This is a genomic window from Isoptericola sp. F-RaC21, from assembly GCF_038593535.1.
Lineage (GTDB): Bacteria > Actinomycetota > Actinomycetes > Actinomycetales > Cellulomonadaceae > Isoptericola.
Genome location: NZ_JBCFYX010000004.1, coordinates 314,464 through 338,255 on the forward strand (window position 1 = coordinate 314,464; position 23,792 = coordinate 338,255).

Below are 23,792 nucleotides of genomic sequence, written 5' to 3' on the forward strand. Positions count from 1 at the left end.
CCTGGTCGACGGTACAGATATCCGTGTACCGTCGGCCAGGTGACAGGCCTTCCGCTCACCCCCGCCCCGTCGGCGCGCCGGGCGCTCCTCGAGCGCCGGGTGCGGTGGATCGTCGCCGCGACGATCGCGTACAACGTCGTCGAGGCGGTCGTGGCCGTCGCGGCGGGCCGCGCGGCCTCGTCGGCGGCGCTGGTCGGCTTCGGCCTGGACTCCGTGGTGGAGGTGCTGTCCGCGGCCGCCGTCGCGTGGCAGTTCGCCGCGCCCGACCCGCACCGCCGCGAGCGCGTCGCGCTGCGGCTCATCGCGGTGTCGTTCTTCGGGCTGGCCCTGTTCGTCACCGTCGACGCCGCCCGCACGCTGCTCGGCGCCACCGAGCCGGACCACTCCCCCGTCGGCATCGCGCTCGCCGCAGTCAGCCTCGCGATCATGCCGTTCCTGTCGTGGGCCGAGCGGCGCACGGGCCGCGAGCTCGGCTCGGCGTCCGCCGTCGCCGACTCGAAGCAGACCCTGATCTGCACGTACCTGTCGGCGGTGCTGCTGGTCGGTCTGGTCCTCAACGCCACGCTCGGCTGGTCGTGGGCCGATCCGCTCGCGGCCCTCGTCATCGCCGGCTTCGCGGTGCGCGAGGGCGTCGAAGCCTGGCGCGGCGACGCCTGCTGCACCCCCGTCGGGGCACTCTTCGCAGGTGACGACAGCTGCGACGACGACGGCTGCGACGACGGCTGCTGCGCGCCCCGCGTCGACGGCGGGGCGGCCGGTCCGCGCTGACCGGTCGCGCGACACCACGGCACCCGGGACAAGATGGGTGACATGAGCACCGAGATCCCGTCCCTGCCCCTGAACAACGGCACGTCGATCCCGCAGCTCGGCTACGGCGTCTTCAAGGTCCCGCCGGAGGAGACGCGCGAGCTGGTGCTGACCGCCCTGGAGGCGGGCTACCGGCACATCGACACCGCGCAGATGTACCGCAACGAGCGCGGCGTCGGCGAGGCCATCGCCGCGGCCGGGCTGCCGCGCGACGACCTCTTCGTCACCACCAAGCTGAACAACGCGTTCCACGAGCACGACGCCGCGCTGGAGGCGTTCGACCGGTCGCTGGAGGAGCTCGGCCTCGACCACGTGGACCTGTTCCTCATCCACTGGCCGCTGCCCGCCGTCGGCCGGTTCGTCGAGGCGTGGGGCGCGCTCGAGGAGCTGTACCGCTCCGGCCGGGCCCGCGCGATCGGCACCTCGAACTTCCAGCCGCACCACCTGCGGCGCATCCTCGCGGAGGGCACCGTGGTGCCCGCCGTCAACCAGGTGGAGATCCACCCGTGGTTCGGCAACGAGGAGGTCCGCGCCTTCGACGCCGAGCACGGCATCGTCACGGAGGCCTGGTCACCGCTGGGCCGCGGCCGGGTGCTCGACGACCCGACCCTCGCGCGCATCGCCGCCGAGCACGAGCGCACCCCCGCCCAGGTGGTGCTGCGCTGGCACGTGCAGCGCGGCGACGTCGTCTTCCCCAAGTCCGCGACGCCGTCGCGCATCCGCGAGAACCTGGAGATCTTCGACTTCGAGCTCTCCGGCGAGGACATGGCCGCCATCACCGGCCTCGACCGCGGCGAGCGCATCGGCTCCCACCCGGACGAGATGAACGACACCGGCCGCTGACCCCTCCCGCTGGTCGAGCCTGTCGAAACCCGGTCGAGAACTCCCCGGGTCTCGACAGGCTCGACCGACAGGAGGTCAGACGGCCTTGCGGGTGGCGCGGATCCCGACGACGAGGCCGACGGCGCAGGTGGCGGCCGCGGCGACGACGCCCCACAGGACGGCGCTGTCTGCGAACGTGCCACCGAACAGCACGCGCTCGGCGTCGACCATGTAGGTCAGCGGGTTGAACCTCGCCGCCGTCTGCATCCACGCCGGGCCGGCCTCGAGCGGCAGCATCATCCCGGACAGGATGAGCAGCGGGAACAGCAGCGATTGCTGCACGCCCCAGAACAGCCACTCGCGGTTCTTGGACGCCAGCGCCAGCGCGAGGGACAGCGCGCCCACGCCGATGCCGAACAGGCCCAGCAGCGCGAGCCCGAACAGCGCGGGCAGCACGTGGAACGTGAACCCGAACGGGATGCAGACCACCGCGATGAGGAGGCCCTGCACGAGCAGCGGCGCGAACTCCTTGAGCGCCCGGCCCACGAGGATCGCCGAGCGGTCGAGCGGGGTGGCGAGCACCCGCTCGTAGGAGCCCGTCATGACCTCGTACAGCAGGTTCGAGCCGGTCATCGAGGTGCCGAACAGCGAGATCATGACGATCACGCCGGGCACGAACCACTGCAGGGTGTCGGCCGTGCTCGCCCCCTCTCCCCCGAAGCCACCGCCGAACGTGCCGGTGAGCAGCGGCCCGAACAGGCCCAGGAAGATCAGCGGCTGCAGCAACGAGAAGATCAGCGTGAACGGGTCGCGGAGCGTCAGCAGGATCTCGCGGGTGAAGACCGCCCCGGTGTCCGCGAAGAACTTGCCCGGGCCGGTGCGCGTGACGATGCGCGGCGCCTCGTGCGCCGCCGCCGTGGTGGTGCGGGTCTGCTCAGTCATGCTGCCGCCTCCTCGCGCAGGCTCCGGCCGGTCAGGTTGAGGAACACGTCGTCGAGGCTGGCCTGGCGGGCGCTCGCCGACGCGGTGGGGATGCCGGCCACGCGCAGCGCCTCGATGGCGGCGGGCAGCGCCTCGGCGCCCTGGGCCGTGCCGACCCGCACCTGCAGCCCCGCGCCGTGGGCGGCGAGCTCGACGTCGCCCAGGCCCTCGGCCAGTGCGGACCGGACCGCGGCGCCGTCGTCCGTGCCGACCACGAGGGTGAGGGAGTCGTCGGCATACCGGTGCTTGAGGGTGTCGGGCGCGGCGTCCGCGATGATCTCGCCGTGGTCGATGACGACGACGCGCTCGGCCATGCTGTCCGCCTCGTCGAGGTAGTGGGTGGTGAGCACCACCGTCATGCCGTACCGCTCGCGCATCGCCGTGATGTGCCCCCACAGGTTGGCCCGCGAGTGCGGGTCGAGCCCGGTGGTGGGCTCGTCGAGGAACAGCAGCGGCGGGTGGTTCATCAGTCCGAGCGCGACGTCGAGGCGACGACGCTGGCCGCCGGACAACGACTGCACCGACCGCTTCTCGAGGCCGCCCAGCTCGAGCGCCGCCATGAGGTCGGCGGCGCGTTCCTTGTAGACCTCGGGCGGCAGGCCGTAGAAGCGGCCCTGGTTGTGCAGCTCGTCGATGACCTTGTAGCTGAAGCCGCCGCCGTTGCCCTGCCCGATGAAGCCCAGCCGGGCCCGCACCTGCGCCGGGTGCGCGACGACGTCGTACCCGGCCACGATGGCCTCGCCCGCCGTCGGCTCCAGCAGCGACGTCAGCATCCGCAGCGTCGTGGACTTCCCGGCGCCGTTGGGGCCCAGGAAGGCGACCAGCTCCCCCTCCGCGACGTCGACGTCGATCCCCTTGACCGCCTCGACGGTCTCTTTCCTGCGGCTGAACGTCTTGGTCAGCCCCCGTGCTCGGATCATCCCCGCACCCCTCTCGCCCGCATCTCTCGTACGCTGTACTGAAACTAGTCTCGACTCTAGCCAGGGGGTCCGACAAGACCCCGCGGGCCGACCGCACGGCAGGGGTGGGAGGATGACGAGCCATGTCGAGCACCACGCCGCAACCACCCGCCGACGACGTGCCTCGCCCGCCCGAGGTCGTCCGCCGGCTCGCCCTCCTGTGGGACCCGCCGCGCCCCTCGGGGCGCGGCCGCCGCGCGCGCCTGACCCTGGAGGACGTCGTCGGGGCGGGCACCGCGATCGCCGACACCGACGGCCTGGACGCGCTGTCGATGCGCAAGGTCGCGGCCCGGCTCGGCGTCGGCGCCATGTCGCTGTACACGTACGTCCCCGGTCGCACCGAGCTGCTCGACCTCATGATCGACCGCGCCTTCGCGGAGCTCGAGCTGCCGCCCGCCGACGCCCCGTGGCGCGACGGGCTCGCCGCGTACGCCCGCGCCCACTGGGAGCTGTTCCAGCGCCACCCGTGGATCCTGCAGACCAACATGTGGCGCCTGCCGCTCACCCCGGCCGTGCTCGACGCCCAGGAGTGCGGGCTGCGCACCCTCGTGGACACCGGGCTGCCGGAGCGTCAGGTGGTGGAGATCGTCGGGCTGGTGGACGCGTTCGTGCGCGGGCTGGCGCGCTCCACCGTCGCGGAGGCGGCCGAGAAGGACGCCTCCGGCCAGAGCAACGACGAGTACTGGACGTCGATGAGCAGCTTCTGGGCCGACTGGTTCGACCCGGGGCGGTACCCCACGATGCTGCGCATCTGGGAGGCGGGCGGTTTCGACGCCGAGGCCACCCCGTTCGACGCGTCGATGGAGCGGCTGCTCGACTCCGTGCAGATGGCGATCGACCGGGCGCGCGACGCGCGCTGAGCGGGCTTCCCTTCCCGCCGCGGCGTCCCTACGATGAACTGGTCCAGACCACCGTCCCGGAGGACCCCATGGAACGCACCGTCGTCGTCGCCATCACCGAGGGCCTGCACGCCCGCCCGGCCGCGCTCTTCGCGCAGAAGGCCGGCCAGCAGCCCGTCCCGGTGAAGATCGCCAAGACCGCCGGCGGCGACGCCGTGGACGCCGCGAGCATCCTCGGGATCATGACCCTCGGCGCCGACGCCGGCGACGAGGTGGTGCTGCGCACCGAGGCCGACGGCGACGACGCGACGGCCGCGCTCGACGCCCTCGTCGAGTTCCTCTCCTCCGAAGCGGTGGCCTGACGGACCGGTCCCCGCGGCCGAGCGGGTTCTTCCACTCGGCCGGCTGGCTGTTCGGCGAGATGCTCGTCGGGGCGCTCGTCGGCCTCGTCGCGGCCTTCGTCCTGTCGGTCGACGCCGTCGAGCTCGCGGCGCACCCCGACGCGACGCTGGCCTGCGACCTCAACGCCGTCGTCTCCTGCGGCACCGTCGGCACGTCGTGGCAGGCGAGCCTGTTCGGCTTCCCGAACGCGTTCCTCGGGCTCATCGCCGAGTCCGTGGTCATCACCGTGGCCGTCGCCGGGCTGGCCGGCGTGCGGTTCCCGCGCTGGTTCATGACGGCCGCGCAGACCGTCTACCTGCTGGGCTTCGTCTTCGCGTACTGGCTCTTCTACCAGTCGATGTTCGTCATCGGCGCGCTGTGCCCGTGGTGCCTGACGATCACCGTCTCCACGACGCTCGTGTTCGCGTCGATGCTGCACTGGAACATCCTGGAGGACAACCTCTTCTGGCCCGCGCGGCTGCAGTCCTGGGCGATGTCGCTGGTGCGCTCCGGCGCGTTCGGCATCCTCACCGCCGCGTGGTTCCTGCTCCTCGCCGCCGCCGTCCTGCTCAAGTACGGCACGGCCCTCTTCGCTGGTTGAGCCTGTCGAAACCACGTCGCCGGGTTTCGACAGGCTCAACCACCGGCACTCAGAGGCCGAGGGGCTCCAGGACGCCGGCCAGCTCGCGCCGGACGGCGGAGCGGGCGGCGTCGGCGTCGGGCTGCTCCAGCGCGACGCGCGCCAGGTCGCGGCACCGCGCGAACGACACCTCCGCCAGGACGGCCGCGACGTCCGCGAGCGCGCGCGGCGTCATGGACAGCGACGTCACGCCGAGCCCCACGAGCACGGGCGCCAGCACGGCGTCGGCCGCCGCCTCGCCGCACACGCCCACCGGGCGGCCGTGCGCGTGCGCGCCGTCGCACGTGGCGCGCACCAGCTCGAGGACGGCGGGCTGCCACGACGTGGACAGCGCGGCGAGGTCGCCGAGCATCCGGTCGGCGGCCATCGCGTACTGGGTGAGGTCGTTGGTGCCGATGCTGCCGAACGTGGCGTGCTCGAAGACCCGTCGCGAGCGCAGCGCGGCGGCCGGGACCTCGATCATCGCGCCGGCGCGCCGCAGCCCGTGCTGCTCGCACGCCGCGACGAACGACCGCGCCTCGTCGGTCGTGGCGACCATCGGCGCCATGACCCACACGTCGGCGGACTCCGCCTCCGCGGCCGCCGCGATCGCCTGCAGCTGCCGGTCGAGCACCTCGGGGTGGGCGACGGCGGTGCGCAGGCCGCGGACCCCGAGCGCCGGGTTGGGCTCGTCGTCGGCCGTGACGAAGGGCAGCGGCTTGTCCGCGCCGGCGTCGAGCGTGCGCACCACGACCTTGCGGCCCGCGAACGCGGACAGCACCCCGCGGTAGGCGGCGACCTGCTCGTCGACGCTCGGCTCGACGTCGCGCCCGAGGAAGCAGAACTCGGTGCGGAACAGGCCCACGCCCTCGGCGTGCGCCGCGACGGCGGCCTGCGCGGCCTCCGGGTCGGCGACGTTGGCGAGCAGCTCCACCCGGTGCCCGTCGGCGGTGCGGCCGTGGCCGTCGAACTCGCGCTCGACGCGGACGGCGCTGCGCGCCGCCTCGACCTCGGCGTCCGACGGGTCGCGCAGGACCGTGCCGGTGCCCCCGTCGACGACGACGGTCTCGCCCTCGGCCAGGTCCTCGGCCCCGCGGGCGGCCACGACGGCGGGGATGCCCAGCGCGCGCGCCAGGATCGCCGTGTGCGACGTCGGGCCGCCCCCGCTGGTGACGATCGCGACGACCGCCTCCGGGTCGAGGGTCGCCGTGTCGGCCGGGGCCAGGTCGTCGGCGACCAGCACGAAGGGGTGCCCCGGCGACGGCACGCCCGGCGGGCGCACGCCGGTGAGCTCGGCGACGATCCGGTCGCGCACGTCGCGCACGTCGCGGGCACGCTCGCTCAGCGGCGGCCCGAGCGGCTCGAGCTGCGCGGCCAGACCGTTCGCGGCGTCCCACACGGCCCGCTCGGGCGTCGCGGCCTCGTCGCGCACGCGGCGCTCGGCGTCGGAGGCGAGGGTGGGGTCGGCCGCCATCGCGGCCGTCACGGCGAGCACGTCGGCCGCCGTCCCCGTGGCCTGCGCCGCCTGCGCGGCGAGGCGCTCCTGGACGGCCGCCGTCGCGGCGCCCAGGCGGGACACCGCGTCGTCGGCACGGTCGGCACCGTCGGCACCGGACGCGTCGGTCGTGTCGCGGACCGCCGCCGGGGGCTCCGGGACGGGGGCCGGCATCGTCACGACGACGCCGGCCGCCCGCCCGGGGCTCACCGGGGCACCGGTGAGGGTGGTGCTCATCAGGCCGAGCCCTTCTCCTTCGCGGACCCCACGGGCCCGCCCGCCGAGCCGCCCGCCTGGGCGCCGACGGTGTCCGTCCTGGCCGCCGGCTCACCCGCCGCCGCGTCCGACGACGTGCCGGCCTGGGCCGCCTGGTCGCCCGCGACGGCGGCCGCCTCCTCCGGGTCGTCCTCGCGTCCGGGGGTCCGGAGGTTCCACTTGGTGATGACCCAGCGGAACAGGAGGTAGTAGATCACCGCGTAGCCCAGCCCGATCGGGATGAGCAGCAGGGGCATCTCGGCGATGCGGAAGTTCAGCAGGTAGTCGATGACGCCGGCGGAGAAGCCGAAGCCGTCCCGGATGCCGAGCGCGTTGACGAGCGCCATCGACGTGCCGGTGAGCACGGCGTGGATCGCGTACAGCGGGTAGGCCACGTAGACGAACGCGAACTCGAGCGGCTCGGTGACGCCGGTGACGAACGCGACCAGGGCGGCCGAGCCCATGACGCCGGCGATGACCTTGCGGTTCTTGGGCTTGGCGGTGTGGATGATCGCGAGGGCGGCGGCGGGCAGCGCGAACATCATGATCGGGAAGAAGCCGGTCATGAACGTGCCGGCCGTGGGGTCGCCGGCGAGGAACCGGAAGATGTCGCCGTGCGCGACCGTGCCGTCGGCGCCGGTGTACGAGCCGAACTGGTACCAGGGCAGCGAGTTGAGCAGGTGGTGCAGGCCGATCGGCACGAGCAGGCGGTTGAGCGTGCCGTAGACGAACGCGCCGATGACGGTGGAGCCGGTGACGAACCCGCCGATCTGCTCGTTGAACAGCCAGTCGAACGCGGGGTAGATCAGCGCGAAGACCACGCCGATGACGACGGACGCGCCGGCCGTGACGATCGGGACGAAGCGCCGTCCGCCGAAGAACGCGAGGTACGCGGGCAGCTTGATCCGGTAGTACTTCTGGTACAGCAGGGCGGCCGTGAGGCCGATGACGATGCCGCCCAGGACGCCGTAGTTGATGAGCTCCTGCTCCTCTCCGTCGGCGGGCAGGCCGAGGACGGTGGGCGACAGCGCGTCCGTCACGCCGGTGAAGACCAGGTACCCGATGAGCGCGGCGAGGCCCGTGGAGCCGTCCGCCTTGCGGGCGTAGCCGATGGCCACGCCGAGCGCGAAGATCATCGCCAGGTTGTCGAACAGCGCGTTGCCGGCGGCGCCGAGGACGTCGGCGACCGGCTGCATCCAGGGGAGCGTGCCGGCGACGCCGTCGGCGCCGAGCATGTCGGGCTGGCCCAGGCGCAGCAGCAGCGCGGCGGCGGGCAGCGAGGCGATGGGCAGCATCAGCGAGCGGCCGACGCGCTGCAGCTGCGCCAGGCCGGGGAATCCCCGCTTCTCCTTGGTCTCTGCGACCGTGGTCATGGTTCTCCTCCGATGGATGGCCCGGGGCGGGCGTGTCCTGCAGTGCCGGGCCGGCGTCGTCCGGCGGCTGTGTCGCGACGCGTGCGGCGTCGTTGCCGATGATCCACACGCTGCCACCGGCAGGTTGTCTGGACCACTTGCAGGAAGAGTGGTCTAGACCTCATGATGTGTCAACCCCGGGCCGCGGCCCGGGCGGATCGGCTCCGGCGACGGGCGGCGACGCCCGATACTGGTCCCGATGCCGCACGCCACGCAGATCGACGCCGATCACACAGGACAGGACACGAGGATGGTCAGGGACGCCGCTCGCCCCGGCGAGCACAAGTACCTCGCGGTGCGCGCGTTCCTCGCCGACCTCGTGACGACCGAGCTCGCCGTCGGTGACGCGATCCCGTCCGAGCGCAGCCTCACCGAGAAGTTCGGCGTCTCGCGGATGACGGTGCGCCAGGCGATCGACGCGCTCGTCACGGAGGGCGTGCTCGAGCGCGCGCAGGGCCGCGGAACCTTCGTGGCCCCGCCCCGTGCCGACTTCGAGATGCGCCTGACGACGTTCGGCGAGGAGGCGCGACGCCGCGGCCTCACCCCCGGCGCCACCGTGCTGCGGTGCGAGCAGCTGCCCGCGCCCGCCCCCGTCGCGGAGGCGCTGGACCGCGAGGTCGGCATCCCGGTGCACCACGTCGTGCGGCTGCGCACCGCGGACGGCAACCCGATGAGCGTCGAGGAGTCGTGGATCCCCGTCGACCTCGCCCCCGACCTGCTCGACGACGGCGTGCCCGAGAGCCTCTACGCCGCGCTGCGCGAGCGCGGCCTCGACCCCACCTGGGGCGAGGAGGTCATCACCGCCGCCGACGCCACGCCCGAGGAGCTCGAGTCCCTGCAGATGCAGGCCTCGCGCGCCGTCATGCGCACCGCCCGGCGCACGTTCGGCGGCGACGCCGCCGTCATGTACTCCCGCGCCAGCTACCGCGGCGACCGGTACAGCGTCTTCGTGCCCCTGCGCGAGGCCCGCCCCACGCTGGTCCCCCGCGCCCGACCCGCCGACCACGACTCCGGCACGCATGCCGGCACCGATGCCGGCCGCCCCGTCCAGCCGTCCGAACGCCCTGGACGCATCCCCGAAGGGAGCCCTCGATGAGCACGCCCGACCCCGACGCGCAGCTCGCCGCCTCGATCCTCGCCGGCCTCGGCGGGGTGGAGAACATCGAGGAGATCGACCCGTGCACCACCCGGCTGCGGTCCCTCGTCAAGGACCCGACGCTCGTGGACGCGGCGCTGCTGAAGCGCGCCGGCGCGTACGGCGTGATGATCAACGGGCGAGTCGTGCAGGTGGTCGTCGGCCCGCGCGTCGACACGATCGCCTCCGACCTCGCGGAGCTCATGTGAGCCCGTCGCCCCCGCACCGACCCACCCCCGGAATCTCCACCCGGACCCACCAAGGAGCATCATGAGCAAGGCACAGCAGATCCTCGACGCGCTCGGCGGCGACGACAACATCATCGACCTGGAGCCGTGCATCACCCGGCTGCGCGTCGAGGTCGAGGACCCCGCCAAGGTGATCGACGCCGACCTCACGAAGGCGGGCGCCATCGCGGTGGTGCGCTCCGGGGTCGCCATCCAGGTCATCGTCGGCCCCGAAGCCGACACGCTCGCCTCGGACATCGAGGACCTCCGCTGATGACGGCGCTGACCGTCCTCGCGCCCGTCACCGGCACCGTCGTCGACGTGTCCGAGGTGGACGACCCGGTGTTCTCCGCCGGCCTCGTCGGCCCGGGTCTCGCGATCGAGCCCGACGGCGTCCGCGGGGGCGAGGCGGTCGCGCCCATCACGGGCACGGTCGTCAAGCTGCACCCGCACGCGTTCGTGCTGCAGCACGACGACGGCCGGGCCGTGCTGGTGCACCTGGGCATCGACACCGTCAAGCTCGGGGGCGAGGGCTTCACCACCCACGCGTCCGAGGGCGACGTCGTGCGGCGCGGGACCGTCCTGGTCACCTGGGACCCGGCCGCCGTGCGCGACGGCGGCAAGTCCGCCGTCTGCCCCGTCGTCGCGCTCGAGGCCACGCCCGACGCCGTCGACCGCCTCGCGCAGGTCGGCACGACGATCGAGCACGGCGAGGACCTGCTCACCTGGGGCTGACGCCGCGCCCCACGCCGAGGTAGTCCGAGAATTGCCGAGGTAGTTCGCAGGGCCGCGAGGTAGTTCACTACCTCGCGAGAACTCGGACTACCTCGGCAAATCTCGGACTACCTCGGCGCTCAGGCGAGGGTGACTCCCAGGGCCTCGAGGACGGCGTCGACCGGGTTGCAGTACGTCAGCCCGGTGCCGTCGGCGCCGCCGGTCTCGGAGCCGGCGAACAGCAGGCCGATCGCGACGCCGTCCTCGCGGTAGACGAGCGAGCCGGAGTCGCCGCCGCGGGAGAACGCACCGCCGGTGCCCTCCACCTCGATCTGGTTGTCGAACGACAGCGCGCCGAGCTCGTCGCCGTACCCGACGACGACGTCGTCCATCTCGATGGCCGTGACGCGGCCCTGCGTGTGCGCGGTGGTCCGCCCGATCTTCGCCACCGCCTCGCCGCCCGCCGCGGCGGCCGTGGTGGTCACCGCGCCCACGGGGTACGTGGCATCGATCTCGATGCCGTCGTCCAGGAGGGCGAGGGCGGCGTCCACCGTGGCCGGCTCGCCCGGCGTCAGCGGCACCACCTGCGCGAGGGTGCCGACACGGTCCTGGGGCGCCCGGCCGCCGTCGGCCGGGCCCGGCTGCACGACGACGTCCCCCACCTGCGCGGACGGCGACCCGGCGAGCACGTGGAAGTTGGACAGCACGTACCGCGCGGCGCTCCCGTCCTGGCCGTCCGCCTTCGTCACGAACGCGCCGAGCGTCCCCGCGGTGACGTTCACGTGGGCGATCGAGACGCCCGGGCGCAGCGGCCGCACCCGGTCGGTCTCCCCCAGCGCGCGCGCCGTCGCGACCGGCGGGCGGACCTGGGCGCCGAGGGTGCGGATGCGGCCGGTGCGGCGCACGTCCACCGCGTCGCCGGCCTCGGCGGCGAGCCGGCGCACGAACGACCGCGCCGTGGGGACCCCCAGCCGGTACCGCACCGCGATGCCGAAGGCCCCCTCGCCCTGCGGCGCGAGGCCCAGCGACAGGGTGGGCGCCCGCACGACGTCGGCCGGGGTCGCGTCGTCGCCCACCGCGTACGGGCTGGCCGGTACGCCGTGCCGTTCGGCCAGGTCACGGGCGAAGTCGGAGAGCTGTGCCTTGGTCTCGCGCGCCTGGGTGAGGTCCATGCGGCGAGTCTGCTGCAGGCCGCTGACACACCCGGATGTCACAAACCGGCGAGTCGGACATCTCTCCCCACGTGAGACCCGCACCATCCCTGCTGACGCCCGACTTCGACGACGTCCGCCGCGCCCTGGCCTGGGCGCTCGACCACGACCTGCACGCGCTCCTGGAGCACCGGCAGGTGGTCCACCTGGGCAACGCGGCGCGGCGGCGTGCCGACGCGCTCCTCGTGCTGCGGTGGCAGCGCGCCGCCGCCCGCTGCTCGAGCCCGGGCGTCTGAGCGACGCGCTCAGGCGCGCAGCAGCCGCCGCACGCCGAGCCGCCGGCCGCGCGCGGTGACGAGCGCCGCCAGCGCCAGGCCGCCGAGGCCCCACAGCACGAGCAGGGTCACGCCCATCCCGAGGCCGCCGGCCGCGGGCACCACGACCGCCGTCAGGGCGTCGCGCCCGGCGCCGACCGGCAGGGCGTCGACGAGCCCCTGCAGCAGGGTCGGCACGGTCGCGACGATCCCGGTCGCGATCAGCAGGACGGCGATCAGCAGGCTGATGCCGCGACCCAGGTTGCCGAGCCAGCCGAGGAAGCCCTGGTGGACGGCGACGAAGGCCACCGACGCCACGGCGCCCACGAGGACCGACCCGACCCAGCCCCCGGCGTCGAGCTTCTCGACCGCCGCGAGGATCACGCCGACCAGCGCACCCGTGCCCGCGCCCACCGCGGCCGGCAGCCAGAACGCCTGCAGCGCCAGCCGGACGGAGTCGCGCGTCGAGCCCAGGGCCCGCGCCACGACCGGCGGGAACACCGTCATGAGCGCCAGCGCGCCGAGCCACAGCGCCACGATCGCGAACAGCGGGCCCGACGCCCCGGTGCTGATCCCGGACGCCGTCGGCGCCGCGACCGGCTCCGCCACCACCGACGCGAGCGACTGACGCTCGTCGTCCGTGTACGTGGGGATCTGGTTCTTCGCGTCGTCGAGGCCCGAGGCCAGGTCGTCCGAGCCCGACGCGAGCTGGCCGACGCCGCCCGCCAGGTCGCCGGCCCCCGACGCGATGCCCTCCGTGCCCGTCGCGAGCTGGGTCGCGCCGGTCCCGAGCTCGCCCACGCCGGACGCCAGCCCCTGCGTGCCCGTCGCGAGGTCGCCGGCACCGCCCGCGAGGGTCGACGCACCGGTGCTCAGCGTGCCGAGGCCGTCGGCGAGGCCACGGGCGCCCTTCGCGAGATCGCCCGCGCCGGACGCGGTCTCCTCGACGCCGCCGGCCAGGTCGTCGGCGCCGTCGGACAGGTCCCCGACACCGCCGGCGAGCGCGCCCATGCCGGACGCCAGGGCCTGGTTGCCGTCCGCGACCTGCCGGGCGCCGTCCTGCAGCTTCGCGAGCTCACCGGTCTGCTGGTCGAGCCCTGCCTGCGCGTCCTCGATCTGCGCGCACGCGTCGGCGCTCTGGCTCGCGAGCGCCGTACCGAGCTCCTTGAGCTGATCGGGCGTGAGAAGCTTCGCGACCTCCGGCGGGATCACCTCGCCCACCGTGCCGTCGCAGCCCAGGCGGTCGGCGAGGTCCGTCAGCGCGTCGTCCGCCGTACCGGCCGCACCCGTGAGGCTGCCGACCAGCTCGTCGACGCCGTCCGCGACGCCGGCCGACCCGTCGGCGAGCTGCTGCGTCTGCTTCGGCAGCGGGGCCACCTGCTCGTCCAGGGTGCCCAGGCCGTCCGCGAGCTTGCGGGCGCCGCCGGCCAGGCCCTTGGTCCCCGCGGCGAGGTCCTCGACGCCGCTCGCGATGCCGTCCGCGCCCGAGGCGCTCTGCGAGACACCACCCGCGAGCTGGTCCGCGCCCCCGGCCAGGTCGTCCGCGCCCGACGCGAGCTGGTCCGCACCGGTGCCGAGGTCGCCCACGCCGGAGGCGAGGTCGTCCGCCCCGTCGGCGACCTGGCCCGCGCCGTCCGCGAGCTGGTCGGCGCCGTCGGCGGCGTCGCCCGCGCCGTCGGCGAGCTGCACGGCGCCGTCCTGCGCCTGCCCGATGCCGTCGGACAGGTCGTTGAAGCCGACCAGCACGTTGTCGACGTACGTCTCGGTGAGGGTGCTCGACATGACGGACGTCGCGGTGGCGGCGACCACGCGGGCGAGCGCGTCGTCGGCCACGCGGCCGCCGGGCGGCGTGCTGACGTCGATGGTCGCCTGCCGCGCCTCGGACGGGTCGTCCTCGCCGTACGACGTGGCGGCCGCGGAGAAGCCCTTCGGGATGGTCACGACGGCGGCGTAGGTGCCGTCCGCGAGGCCGTCGGCCGCCGACTCCTCGTCGGTGATCGTCCAGTCGAAGTTGGTGGCGTCGGCCGCCGGCTGCGCGGCCTTGGCGCCATCCGCGGTCTCGCCGCCGCTGACCAGCCCGGACGCGAGCTGGCGGCCCAGCGGCACGGTCTGCCCCTGGACCTCGACGGGCTCGTCGAGGTTGACGATGGCGGCCGGCACCTGGTCGAGCCGGTCCTGCGGGTTCCACAGCGCGGCGAGCAGCAGCCCGAGCACCATGATCGGCAGCAGCGCGACGGCGGCGATGCGCCAGGGGTTGCGCCGCGCGGCGTTCTCGATGGTCGGGGCGGTCATGCCCGCACCTCCTGCACGTGGGTGTCCTCGTCGTTCGAACCGTCGGTGGAGCCTGTCGAGGCCCCGTCCTGGGTCTCGACGGGCTCGACCTCCGGGCCCCGTGGCACGGGCGGCGGCACGTCGGCCCCGGTGAGCGCGCTCGGCGCGCCCCAGCCGGCGCCGACGTCGAGCACGGCGACCTCGCGGCCGCGGCTGTCGTCGAGCAGGTCGGTCGCGGCGACGCCGCTGGCGCCCAGCAGCACCGCGGTCCCGGCGCGCTGCGCCCGGGCGAGCGCGCCCGCGAGCGCCTCGCGCGCCGGGCGGTCGGCGACGGCGTCGGTGCGGTCCACGACGACGACCTGCGCGCCGTCGCGCACGGCGGCGTCGACGACCGGGGCGGGCCGGCCGCGCTCGGTGAGGGCGTCGACGACGGCGACGCGGCCGCGCACCGTCATCGCGCGCTCCGGCAGCACCAGGCCGGTGACCTTCACGGCGCCGGCGTCGGGCGCCATCCGGCCGGCGAGGGCGAGCAGCAGCGCCGAGACCGGGGCGGCGGCGTCGCCGTGCACGCACAGGGCGCCGCCCTGCGGCACGCGCACGCTCACCGGGCCGACGACCGGGACGTCGGAGCCCTCCGGCCCGGCGACCTCGAGGTCCCGCGCGGCGACGGCGTCCGTCGCGTCCGGCTCCGGCCACGACGCGAGGCGCAGCTCCTTGGTGAGGCCCTCGCCCTCGACGTCGAACGTGGGCAGGATGCGGTCGAGCCAGCGCGGCATGTGCCAGGCCCGGTCCCCCAGCAGGGCGAGGACGGCGGGCACGAGCGTCATGCGCACGACGAACGCGTCCACGAGCACGCCGACCGCGAGGCCGAGCGCGATGGGTTTGAGCGTCATGTCGCCCTCGGGCACGAACGCCACGAAGACGGCGAACATGATGACCGCCGCGGCCGTGACCACCTTGGCCGAGCCGAGGAAGCCGGTGCGCACCGCCCGCCGGGCGTCGCCGCCGTGCACGTAGTCCTCCCGGATGCGCGAGACGAGGAAGACCTCGTAGTCCATCGCCAGCCCGAACAGCACGCCCATGAGGATGATCGGCATGAAGCTGATGACGGGGCCCAGCTTGGTGACGTTGAGGGCGTCTGCGAGGACGCCGTTCTCGAAGACGAGGGTCACCACGCCGAAGGCCGCGCCCACGGACAGCAGGTAGCCGAGCGAGGCCTTGACCGGCACCCAGATCGAGCGGAACACCATCGTCAACAGGACGAGCGACAGCCCCACGACGACGAGGCCGAACGGCAGCAGCGCGGCGCCGAGCTTGTCGGAGACGTCGATCCCGACCGCGGCGAAGCCGGTGACGGACAGGTCGACGCCGTACTTGTCGAGGTAGTGGTCGTGCTGGTCCCGGATCTCGTTGACCAGGTCCTTCGTCTCCTGCGACGTCGGCCCGCCCTCGGGGACCACCTGGACGATGCCGGTGTCGGCGGACGGGTTCGGCGTGGAGAGCGGGACGTCGGCGACGCCGGGCAGGTCGGCGATCTCGTCGCCCAGCTCGTCCATGAGCTTCACGGGGTCGTTGCTGGTGACGATCGAGCCGGTCACGATGAGCGGGCCGTTGAAGCCCTCGCCGAACTCCTGGCCGACCAGGTCGTAGGTGACGCGGGCGCTGTTGTCCTCCGGCAGCGTGCCGGCGTCCGGCAGCGCGAGGCGCAGGTTCGTGGCCGGCCAGGCGAGGGCGGCGATGGCCCCCACGATCAGCACGATCGTCAGGATCGGGAAGCGGGTGGCGCCGCGCACCCAGCCGGCGAAGAACCGGTTCTCGCGCGGGGCCGACGACGGCGCGGCCTGACGCTTGCCGCGGCCCTTGCGGCGCGGCGCCCGGGGGGCCTTGGGGCGCAGCCGCTCCCCCGAGAAGGACAGCAGCGCGGGCAGCAGCGTGAGCGAGACGAGGACGGCGATGCCGACCGCCACGGCCGCGGCGATGCCCATGACGGTGAGGAACGGGATGCCGGCGACGCCCAGGCCCACGAGGGCGATCATCACCGTGAGGCCCGCGAAGATGACGGCCGAACCCGCCGTCGCGGTGGCCCGAGCGATCGACTCGTCCACCTCGAGCCCGGCGGCGAGCTGCTCACGGTGCCGCGACACGATGAACAGCGCGTAGTCGATGCCCACCGCGAGGCCGAGCATGAGGCCGAGCATCGGCGTCGTCGAGTTGATCGGGCCGAACACGGTGGCCGTGAGCAGCAGGAGCATCGACACGCCCACGCCCATGAGCGCGTTGACCAGCGGCAGGCCTGCCGCGACGAACGAGCCGAGCGTGATGATGAGGACGACGAGCGCGACGACGACGCCGATCGCCTCGATGATGCTCAGGGCCGGGAACTCGACGCTGAACAGCTCGCCGCCCAGGCTGGCCTGGGCCCCGGCCGGCAGCGCGGCGGCGAGGTCGTCGCTCGCGGCGTGCAGCGCGTCCTTGGTGTCCTCGGTGATGACGGACTGGTCGCCGTCGAGCTGGATCGTCAGCAGCGTGGCCGTGTCGTCGTCGTTGACCGACGCGGCCATCTGGTCGTCGTAGGGGGAGGTCACGGCCGCGACCTGGTCGAGCTCGCCGAGGTCGTCGACGGCGTCGGTGATCGGCCCGCGCATCGCCGCGTCGTCGATGGTCGAGCCGTCGGGCGCGACGACGACGATCTGCGCGGAGGATCCGCTGACCTGCGGGAACGTGGCCGAGAGGCTGTCGAGCGCGTCCTGGGACTCCGTGCCCGGGATGGTCACGGAGTTGTCGAACCCCTGGTAGAGCAGGCCGGCCGCGCCGCCGACGACGGCGAGCACCAGCACCCAGCCGATGACGACGAGCCGCCGGGCCCGGGCGGCCCAACGGCCGAGGGAGTACAGGACGGAGGACACAGGCTCTCCCGGGACGACGGAGCAGGGGTTCGATACGGCACTGTATCCGATGCACGAACGTATCCGATACACCGGCGTATTGGCTACAGTGAGCCCGGTGCGGGCACGTCGCCCGCGCAGAGCCGGTACCCCGGCGGACCCGAGGAGGACCCCTGACCACCGAGAGCGCGGCCCCCGACGACGCTACGGCCGCCCCCGGCCGCTCGCCCCGCCGTGAGCGCACCCGCGAGCGGCTGCTCGACGCCGCCTTCGAGGTGTTCGCGCAGGTGGGCGTGCAGGCCGCGTCGATCGAGGCCGTCTGCGAGGCCGCCGGGTTCACCCGCGGCGCGTTCTACTCCAACTTCGCGAGCAAGGAGGAGCTGTTCCTCGCGCTCACGGAGCGCGAGGCGCGCGGCCACCTGGGCGCCCTCGAGAGCGCCGTCACCACGGTCGACCCCGCCGCCCTGCAGACGCCCGAGGGGTTCCGCGCCACCGTCCGCGAGGTCATCGCGTCCGTGCTGCCCGACCAGGCCGCCAAGGCGTCGTGGTGCGTGATGGAGCTCGAGTTCGAGCTGCTCGCGCTGCGCGACCCGCAGATCGCGCAGCGCTACGTGGACCAGCAGCAGGTCCTCCGCGGCGAGATGATCGCCGCGCTGAACCGTGTCATGGCGACCCTGGGCCTGCGGTTCGCCGTCGACGAGCACGTGGCCATCGACCTGCTCCTGGGGGCCCACGAGGCCGGGCAGCGGGCCGCGATGCTCCCTGCCGCCGGCTCGCGTCGCGACGCCAGCGCCATGCTCGAGGTCCTCGTGGACCTCATCGTCACGCCCGCTGGTTGAGCCCGTCGAAACTCCCCGCTGGTTGAGCCTGTCGAAACCCGACAAGCTCGACCCACGAGACGGTCAGAGGTAGGCGGGCAGCTCGGGGTCGGCGTCCAGCACGTGCTCGCCGAGGAATGCCAGCACCACCTGGTACCAGACCTTCGCGTGCTGGGGCGCGAGCACCCAGTGGTTCTCGTCGGGGAAGTACAGGAAGCGGTGCACGGTGGCGCCGTCGTCGTCGGCGGGCAGGCCGGAGGCGGTGAGCAGCTCGCGCCACAGCCGCAGCCCCTCGCCGACCGGCACGCGGTAGTCCTTGTCGCCGTGCACGACGAGCATCGGGGTGCGGATGTCGGCGACGGAACGGTGCGGGCTGTTCGCCTCCGCCATCTCGGGCGTCATCTCGCGCGCCCAGTAGTAGGCGTGGTCGGTGGTCGGGCCGAACTGGTCGAGCGCCCACAGGCTGGCGTGCGTGACGATCGCGCGGAAGCGGTCGGTGTGCCCGGCCACCCAGTTCGCCATGTACCCGCCGAACGACCCGCCCATCGCGGCGGTGCGGGTCGCGTCGATCTCGGGCCGTGCCTCGACGGCGTCGGTGATCGCCATGAGGTCGGTGAACGGCGCTGCGCCCCACGCGCCCCAGCCGCGCTGCACGAACTCCTGCCCGTAGCCGGTGGACAGCGCCGGGTCGGGCAGCAGGACGGCGTATCCGCGGGCCACCATCAGCCACGGGTTCCAGCGCCACGACCAGACGTTCCACGAGCTCAGCGGGCCGCCGTGGATCCACAGCAGCAGCGGGGCCGGGGCGTCCGCGGAGGTTCCCTCGGGCAGCGCCAGCCAGGCGCGCACGCGTGCGCCGTCGGCGGCGGTCGTCTCCACCTCGGTCAGGGTGCCGGGCAGGGCGGGGGCCGGGACGGGGCCGCGCAGCGCATCGGCCGCCACGGGGGTGCGCCCGCCCGCCGGGCCCGTGGCCTCGAACGCCGCGAGGTCGATGCGCACCGGCTCCGGCGGGGCCGTGTAGCTGCTGCGCAGGGCGTAGAGGGCGGAGCCGTCAGGCGCGACCCGGACGTCGGTGAACATCGCGTCGTCGCTCGTCACGCGCTCCACGACGACCGGCTCCCCGGCGCCCGGCCCGCCGTCGCCGAAGGTCAGCAGGAACACCGGGCCGCGGCCGTCCTCGTCCGCCGTCACGACCAGCCCCGACCCGTCGGGCAGCCATGCGACCGTGTTGGGCCAGCGGTCCCAGTCGTCGGCGAGGATCTCGGGATCGGCGTCGACGCCGTCGAGCGGGACCAGGCCGAGGCGCACCACCGGCGCCTGCTCCGGCGTCGTGACGGTCTCGGAGCCGAAGGCGACCCACCGGCCGTCCGGCGACACCGCGGGGCCGAAGACGTCGGCGTCCGGGTCGTCCACCAGCACCCGCCTCTGGCCGGTCACGGTGTCGACCGCGACCAGCGTGACGCGCCGGGCGGCCCCGGGGTCGGCCACCTCCCACGTCGTGACGAGCGTGCCGCCGTCGGGCGTGAGGTCCGCCTGGTGCTCGTCGAGCTGGCGCCCCGGGCCGGTCAGCGGGCGCAGGTCGAGCCGGTCGCCGTCGCCGAGCGAGCCCGCGAACCGCCGCTCCTCGTCCGGGCCCAGGTCGTGGTCCCAGTGCCGCACCGGGTACCCGGCGTGCAGGATCGCCGACACCTTGCGGTCGGTGCGCTCCTTCCGCAGCGCCTCGTCCTCGGCGAGCCCCGCCGCGCCGGGCAGGACGGGCGCGGACACCGACACGACGTCGGCGGCCCGCGCCGCGAGGACCCCGCCGATGCCGCCGGGCGCCGTCGCCACGACCCGCGCCTCGCCGCCGCCCGCGGGCAGCAGCCAGAGCGCCGCCTTCGGCTCGTCGTCGTCCTTCTCCGCCTCCGGGTCCGGGCGGGCGGACGTGAACAGCACGTCGCCCGACGCCGAGAACACCGCCGACGACTCGCCCTTGCGGCTGCGCGTCAGCCGCCGCGCCGGGGCCGTGCCGGTGGGGTCGACCTCCCAGACGGCCGTCGTCCAGCCGGTGCGCTTCGCGTCCAGCGTCTGGACCGTGGTGACCAGCCGCGAGCCGTCCGGGCTCAGCGCGAGCCCGCCGACGCGCGGGAGCTCCAGGTAGCGGTCGAGGTCGTCGAAGGGCGTGGAGGCGTCGTCGTCCTGGGTCACGCGCCCGGTCTACCACAGCCCGTGCCGGACAGGCGGCCGAAGGAGGGCCACGGGGAACGCGGGATGAACGTTCGCTGAACTTGTTCGCCAGGCCGCTCCCTGCGGTTGAGCGGGCGAGCCGTCATCGGGCACGGTCTCGTCGTGAGACCGCCGTCGCCCCGCATCCCGCACCTTCCGCCGCTGCCCGCCACCGCCGACCTGGTCGTGGTCGGCGCGGGGATCGTCGGGCTCGCGCACGCCTTGGAGGCGCACGCCCGGGGGCACTCGGTGCTGGTGGTGGAGCGCGACCCGCGGCCCGACGGCGCGTCCGCGCGCCGCAGCGGCCACGTCGCGGTCACCACCCAGGACGCGGCGACCCTGTCGTGCGCGCTGGCGTCGCGCGAGCGCTGGCTGAAGCTCGGCCGGGAGGCCGGGTTCTGGGTGAAGGACACCGGCGCCGTCGTCGTCGCGCGCTCCGCCGACGAGCTCGCCGTGCTCGACGACCTCGTCGCCGCTCGGGACGGTGACGCCCAGCTCCTCGACGCGGCCCAGGCCTCGGAGCGCGCCCGGGTGGCCGCGGGGGACGTCGTCGGCGGCGCGTTCCTCCCGCTCGACCTGCGCATCGAGCCGCGCGACGCGCTCCGCGCGCTGGCGGCCTCCCTCGACGCCCGGCCCCGCGCCGACGTGGCCTGGTCGACGACGGCGCTCACCTTCGAGGCCGGCACGGGCCGCACCCTGGTGCGCACGTCGCGCGGCGAGGTGGTGGCGCGCCGGGTGCTGGTCGCCGTCGGGCCGGACCTGGACCGCTTCTTCCCCGGCGACATCGCGCGCGCCGGGCTGCGGCCCGACGTGCGGCAGGTGCTGCAGGTCGCGGCCCCGGGCCGCGCCCACGACCCCGCGGGACCCGCCGTGCTGGGCGGCACGAGCCTGCTGCGCGACGCCGCCACCGCGCACTCCCCCGCCCTGGCCGACGTGCGCGAGCGCCTGCGCACGAACGCCCCGGAGCTGCTCGACGCCGGCGTCCACCTCGCGATCACGCCCCACGGCGACACGCTGCTGCTCGGCGAGGCCCGCCGCACCGACGCCGACCGCCGCGAGGACGCGGGCCTGGACCGCGACCCCGAGCGATCGGAGGCCGCCGACGCCCTGCTGCTGCGCGAGGCCGAGACCCTGCTCGGCCGGCCGGTCGAGGTGCGGCGGCGCTGGTCGGTGCCCGACCTCGCGGTGCCCCGACCACGCCGCGGGCCCTTCGCGGGGACGCCGTTCGTGGTCACCGACCCGACCCCGGGCGTCACCACGGTGACCGTCGCGGACGGTCTGGGCACGACGACGGCGCTGGGCCTCGCGGCGAAGGTGGTCGACGGGCTGCTGTAGGCCCTGCTGCTGCCCCGGCCGCAGACCCCGTCAGCCGCCCAGCCCTGCCCCGATCGCCGCCAGCGCGCGGTCGAGCTCGGCGTCGGACACGCCGCCGAACCCGACGACGACGCCGGTCTCCGGCGCGCTGCGGCACAGCTCGGACAGCAGCGGCAGGTCGAAGCCCGCCCGCCGAGCGGCCTCCCGGGCGGACAGCGCCGCGTCCTGCGGCAGCAGCCACGTCGAGTACATGCCGGCCGAGGTCGCGGCCGGGACGGCGTGCGGCGCGAGCACCGCCGCCACCCGCGCCGCCCGCTCGGCGTACACGCGCCGCGCGGTCCGGAGCACCGCGTCGAGCCAGCCGTCCCGCAGCAGCGTCAGCAGGGCCCGCTGCGTGGGCCACGCGCCGACGTCGTGCACGACGGCGCGGTGCCGCGCCACGTCGTCGAGCACGCCCGGGGGCGGCACCAGCCAGCCGATCCGCATCCCGGGCGGCGCGGACTTCGACGCGGTGCCGAGGTAGGCCACCCGGTCCCGGCCGAGCGCCGCCAGGGCCGGCACCGGCGCGACGTCGTACCGCAGCTCGGAGTCGTAGTCGTCCTCGACCACCACGGCCCCGGTGGCCCGCGACGCGGCGAGCAGCGCGAGCCGGTCGTCGGCCGGCATCACCCGCCCGAGCGGGTGCTGGTGCGCCGGGGTCACGTACGCGCCGGCGAGCCCGCGCAGGGACGCCTCGTCGTGCCGGGCCTGGGCGGGCAGGTCGACGACGGCGCGGCCCGCGGCGCGCGCGGTCGCGACGGCGGCCCGGTAGCCCGGGTCCTCGACGCCCACGGCGCCGCCGGGGAGGACCGCGAGCAGGTCGCGGAACCCGGCCGTGGTCCCGGCGGTGACGACCACCTCGTCGGGGTCGACGACGAGCCCGCGCGTGCGGGCGAGCCGCTCCGCGAGCGCGACCCGGAGCTCGGGCAGGCCGCACGGGTCGTCGTACCCCCGCGGGGGCGTCGCCGCGGACACCTCCCGCCAGGCGCGCCGCCATCCGGCACGGTGGCGGGGGTCGATCCACGGCTCGCCCGTGCTCAGCCGCACCAGCCCGCCGCCCTGCCCCTCCGTCCGCCGAGGTCGGGGCGCGGGCCGGGGCACGGCCTCGGCGGCGACGAACGTGCCGGCGCCGCGGCGCGCGGTCAGCCACCCCTCCGCGGTGAGCTGGTCGTAGGCCTGCTCGGCGACCGAGCGGGCCACACCGAGGTCGGCGGCGAGCGCGCGCGTGCTGGGCAGCCGGTCGCCCCGGCGGAGGGTCCCGCGCGCGACCAGGTCGCGGACCTGGGCGGACAGCTGCGCGCCGAGGGGGTCGCGGCTGCGGCGGTCGAGGCGGACGGGGAGCGCGGACACGCGGGTTCCTGCCTGTCGGACGGACGAAGTGGCCTGCTGGATCCCTCGGGGAATGGCTCGTGACGGCAGGCCATACCCGGTCCACGGTAGTGGCATGGACGCCCTCTCCCCCACCCCGAGGACCACCGTGCGGCGCGGCCGGAACCGCGCCGTCGCCGACCGGGCCGCGCTGCACGCCCTGCTCGCCGACGGGCGCGTCGCCCACCTGGGCGTCGACGTGGGCGAGGGCGCGGACCGGCACCCCGTCGTGCTGCCCTGCGCCTACGCCGTCGACCTCGACGGCCCCGACGACGGCGGCACGCTGTACGTGCACGGGTCGGTGGCGGCGCGCTGGCTGGTCGGGGCGACGTACGCGACCGTCTGCGTCACCGTGACCGAGCTCGACGGCCTGGTGCTGGCGCGCTCCGGCTTCCACCACTCGATGAACTACCGCTCGGCGGTCGTGATCGGCACCGCGCGCCTCGTCACCGACGAGGACGAGAAGGCCCGGGCGCTCGACGCCGTCGTCGACCACATGGCGCCCGGTCGCTCCGCCACGCTGCGCCCCGCCACCCGCAAGGAGCTCGCGGCGACGGCGGTGCTGGCGCTGCCGCTGCGCGAGGCGTCGATGAAGGCCCGCGCCGGCGCGCCCGTCGACGACCCGGCCGACGTCGCCGCCGGCGGCTGGGGCGGGCACGTCCCGGTGCGACGCGTCATGGGCGCCGCGGTCCCCGACGCGGACACGCGCGAGCCGGTCCCGGCCCACGTCGCGGCCCTGACAGGCGCCGACGAGGTAGTCCAGGTCTCGGCGAGGTAGTTC

General features: G+C 74.9%; 22 protein-coding genes. 13 read left to right on the forward strand and 9 right to left on the reverse strand.

Translation table 11 applies throughout. The features are described 5' to 3' along the window. The first annotated feature begins 39 nt into the window (after positions 1–39). Complete coding sequence (locus AAG589_RS16300) at positions 40–768, forward strand: cation diffusion facilitator family transporter (protein WP_430568324.1); 729 nt, start codon at positions 40–42, stop codon at positions 766–768. A gap of 42 nt (positions 769–810) precedes the next feature. Further along, entirely contained in the window at positions 811–1,650 is an 840-nt protein-coding gene (locus AAG589_RS16305; protein ID WP_430568325.1) for an aldo/keto reductase, read from the forward strand. 75 nt (positions 1,651–1,725) lie between these two features. Here AAG589_RS16305 and AAG589_RS16310 read toward each other — a convergent pair whose 3' ends face one another. Both AAG589_RS16310 and AAG589_RS16315 read right to left on the reverse strand, forming a co-directional pair. Continuing rightward, positions 1,726–2,571: an ABC transporter permease gene (locus AAG589_RS16310; protein WP_430568326.1), complete on the reverse strand. Its 846-nt coding sequence runs from the start codon at positions 2,569–2,571 to the stop codon at positions 1,726–1,728. Beyond that, the gene (locus tag AAG589_RS16315) at positions 2,568–3,530 is read right to left on the reverse strand and encodes an ABC transporter ATP-binding protein (protein ID WP_430568327.1); all 963 of its coding nucleotides are present in this window, start codon (positions 3,528–3,530) and stop codon (positions 2,568–2,570) included. The genes AAG589_RS16310 and AAG589_RS16315 overlap by 4 nt, the downstream gene beginning before the upstream one ends. A gap of 122 nt (positions 3,531–3,652) precedes the next feature. On the opposite strand from AAG589_RS16315, the gene AAG589_RS16320 reads away from it, so the two are divergent. From AAG589_RS16320 to AAG589_RS16330, 3 genes are all read left to right on the forward strand, one after another. Beyond that, positions 3,653–4,429: a TetR/AcrR family transcriptional regulator gene (locus tag AAG589_RS16320; RefSeq protein ID WP_430568328.1), complete on the forward strand. Its 777-nt coding sequence runs from the start codon at positions 3,653–3,655 to the stop codon at positions 4,427–4,429. 68 nt (positions 4,430–4,497) lie between these two features. Beyond that, on the forward strand, positions 4,498–4,770 hold the full coding sequence (locus AAG589_RS16325) for an HPr family phosphocarrier protein (RefSeq protein WP_430568329.1): 273 nt from the start codon (positions 4,498–4,500) through the stop codon (positions 4,768–4,770). A 59-nt stretch (positions 4,771–4,829) separates the two neighbouring features. Continuing rightward, positions 4,830–5,390, forward strand: a complete 561-nt coding sequence (locus AAG589_RS16330; RefSeq protein ID WP_430568330.1) for a vitamin K epoxide reductase family protein — start codon at positions 4,830–4,832, stop codon at positions 5,388–5,390. A 49-nt stretch (positions 5,391–5,439) separates the two neighbouring features. On the opposite strand, the gene ptsP is transcribed toward AAG589_RS16330, so the two are convergent. Together ptsP and AAG589_RS16340 are read right to left on the reverse strand one after the other, a co-directional pair. Continuing rightward, positions 5,440–7,140 carry a phosphoenolpyruvate--protein phosphotransferase gene (ptsP, locus tag AAG589_RS16335; RefSeq protein WP_430568331.1) on the reverse strand — a complete coding sequence of 567 codons (1,701 nt, stop codon included), beginning with the start codon at positions 7,138–7,140 and terminating at the stop codon, positions 5,440–5,442. Further along, the gene (locus AAG589_RS16340; protein ID WP_430568332.1) at positions 7,140–8,531 is read right to left on the reverse strand and encodes a PTS transporter subunit EIIC; all 1,392 of its coding nucleotides are present in this window, start codon (positions 8,529–8,531) and stop codon (positions 7,140–7,142) included. The genes ptsP and AAG589_RS16340 overlap by 1 nt, the downstream gene beginning before the upstream one ends. A 289-nt stretch (positions 8,532–8,820) precedes the next feature. Here AAG589_RS16340 and AAG589_RS16345 point away from each other — a divergent pair, with 289 nt between their 5' ends. The 4 genes from AAG589_RS16345 (at position 8,821) to AAG589_RS16360 (ending at position 10,667) form a co-directional block, all read left to right on the forward strand. Continuing rightward, on the forward strand, positions 8,821–9,666 hold the full coding sequence (locus AAG589_RS16345; protein ID WP_430568333.1) for a GntR family transcriptional regulator: 846 nt from the start codon (positions 8,821–8,823) through the stop codon (positions 9,664–9,666). Next, on the forward strand, positions 9,663–9,914 hold the full coding sequence (locus tag AAG589_RS16350; protein WP_430568334.1) for a glucose PTS transporter subunit EIIB: 252 nt from the start codon (positions 9,663–9,665) through the stop codon (positions 9,912–9,914). The genes AAG589_RS16345 and AAG589_RS16350 overlap by 4 nt, the downstream gene beginning before the upstream one ends. A 61-nt stretch (positions 9,915–9,975) precedes the next feature. Continuing rightward, positions 9,976–10,206 carry a PTS transporter subunit EIIB gene (locus tag AAG589_RS16355; protein ID WP_429735428.1) on the forward strand — a complete coding sequence of 77 codons (231 nt, stop codon included), beginning with the start codon at positions 9,976–9,978 and terminating at the stop codon, positions 10,204–10,206. Then, positions 10,206–10,667, forward strand: a complete 462-nt coding sequence (locus tag AAG589_RS16360; protein WP_430568335.1) for a PTS sugar transporter subunit IIA — start codon at positions 10,206–10,208, stop codon at positions 10,665–10,667. Before AAG589_RS16355 ends, AAG589_RS16360 begins: the two co-directional genes overlap by 1 nt. A 119-nt stretch (positions 10,668–10,786) precedes the next feature. Here AAG589_RS16360 and AAG589_RS16365 read toward each other — a convergent pair whose 3' ends face one another. Continuing rightward, positions 10,787–11,818 (reverse strand): hypothetical protein, encoded by a 1,032-nt coding sequence (locus tag AAG589_RS16365; protein ID WP_430568336.1) that lies wholly within the window; start codon positions 11,816–11,818, stop codon positions 10,787–10,789. Positions 11,819–11,889: 71 nt separating this feature from the next. Here AAG589_RS16365 and AAG589_RS16370 point away from each other — a divergent pair, with 71 nt between their 5' ends. Beyond that, on the forward strand, positions 11,890–12,093 hold the full coding sequence (locus tag AAG589_RS16370) for a hypothetical protein (RefSeq protein WP_430568337.1): 204 nt from the start codon (positions 11,890–11,892) through the stop codon (positions 12,091–12,093). A 9-nt stretch (positions 12,094–12,102) separates the two neighbouring features. On the opposite strand, the gene AAG589_RS16375 is transcribed toward AAG589_RS16370, so the two are convergent. Then, on the reverse strand, positions 12,103–14,403 hold the full coding sequence (locus AAG589_RS16375) for a YhgE/Pip domain-containing protein (RefSeq protein WP_430568338.1): 2,301 nt from the start codon (positions 14,401–14,403) through the stop codon (positions 12,103–12,105). Next, a complete protein-coding gene (locus tag AAG589_RS16380) occupies positions 14,400–17,288 on the reverse strand; it encodes an MMPL family transporter (protein WP_430568339.1) in 2,889 nt (962 codons plus the stop codon). The genes AAG589_RS16375 and AAG589_RS16380 overlap by 4 nt, the downstream gene beginning before the upstream one ends. Before the next feature lie 266 nt (positions 17,289–17,554). Here AAG589_RS16380 and AAG589_RS16385 point away from each other — a divergent pair, with 266 nt between their 5' ends. Beyond that, positions 17,555–18,106, forward strand: a complete 552-nt coding sequence (locus tag AAG589_RS16385) for a TetR/AcrR family transcriptional regulator (protein WP_446719753.1) — start codon at positions 17,555–17,557, stop codon at positions 18,104–18,106. Between the two features lie 63 nt (positions 18,107–18,169). Here the strand turns inward: AAG589_RS16385 and AAG589_RS16390 are convergent, their stop codons facing one another. Then, positions 18,170–20,272, reverse strand: coding sequence for a S9 family peptidase (locus tag AAG589_RS16390; protein WP_430568340.1), 2,103 nt, complete (start codon positions 20,270–20,272; stop codon positions 18,170–18,172). Positions 20,273–20,413: 141 nt separating this feature from the next. On the opposite strand from AAG589_RS16390, the gene AAG589_RS16395 reads away from it, so the two are divergent. Further along, positions 20,414–21,625 carry an FAD-dependent oxidoreductase gene (locus AAG589_RS16395; RefSeq protein WP_430568341.1) on the forward strand — a complete coding sequence of 404 codons (1,212 nt, stop codon included), beginning with the start codon at positions 20,414–20,416 and terminating at the stop codon, positions 21,623–21,625. A 30-nt stretch (positions 21,626–21,655) separates the two neighbouring features. On the opposite strand, the gene AAG589_RS16400 is transcribed toward AAG589_RS16395, so the two are convergent. After that, positions 21,656–22,993 (reverse strand): aminotransferase-like domain-containing protein, encoded by a 1,338-nt coding sequence (locus tag AAG589_RS16400; RefSeq protein ID WP_430568342.1) that lies wholly within the window; start codon positions 22,991–22,993, stop codon positions 21,656–21,658. 94 nt (positions 22,994–23,087) lie between these two features. Between AAG589_RS16400 and AAG589_RS16405 the strand changes: the two genes are divergently transcribed. Beyond that, the gene (locus AAG589_RS16405) at positions 23,088–23,789 is read left to right on the forward strand and encodes a pyridoxamine 5'-phosphate oxidase family protein (RefSeq protein WP_430568343.1); all 702 of its coding nucleotides are present in this window, start codon (positions 23,088–23,090) and stop codon (positions 23,787–23,789) included. Positions 23,790–23,792: the final 3 nt, after the last annotated feature.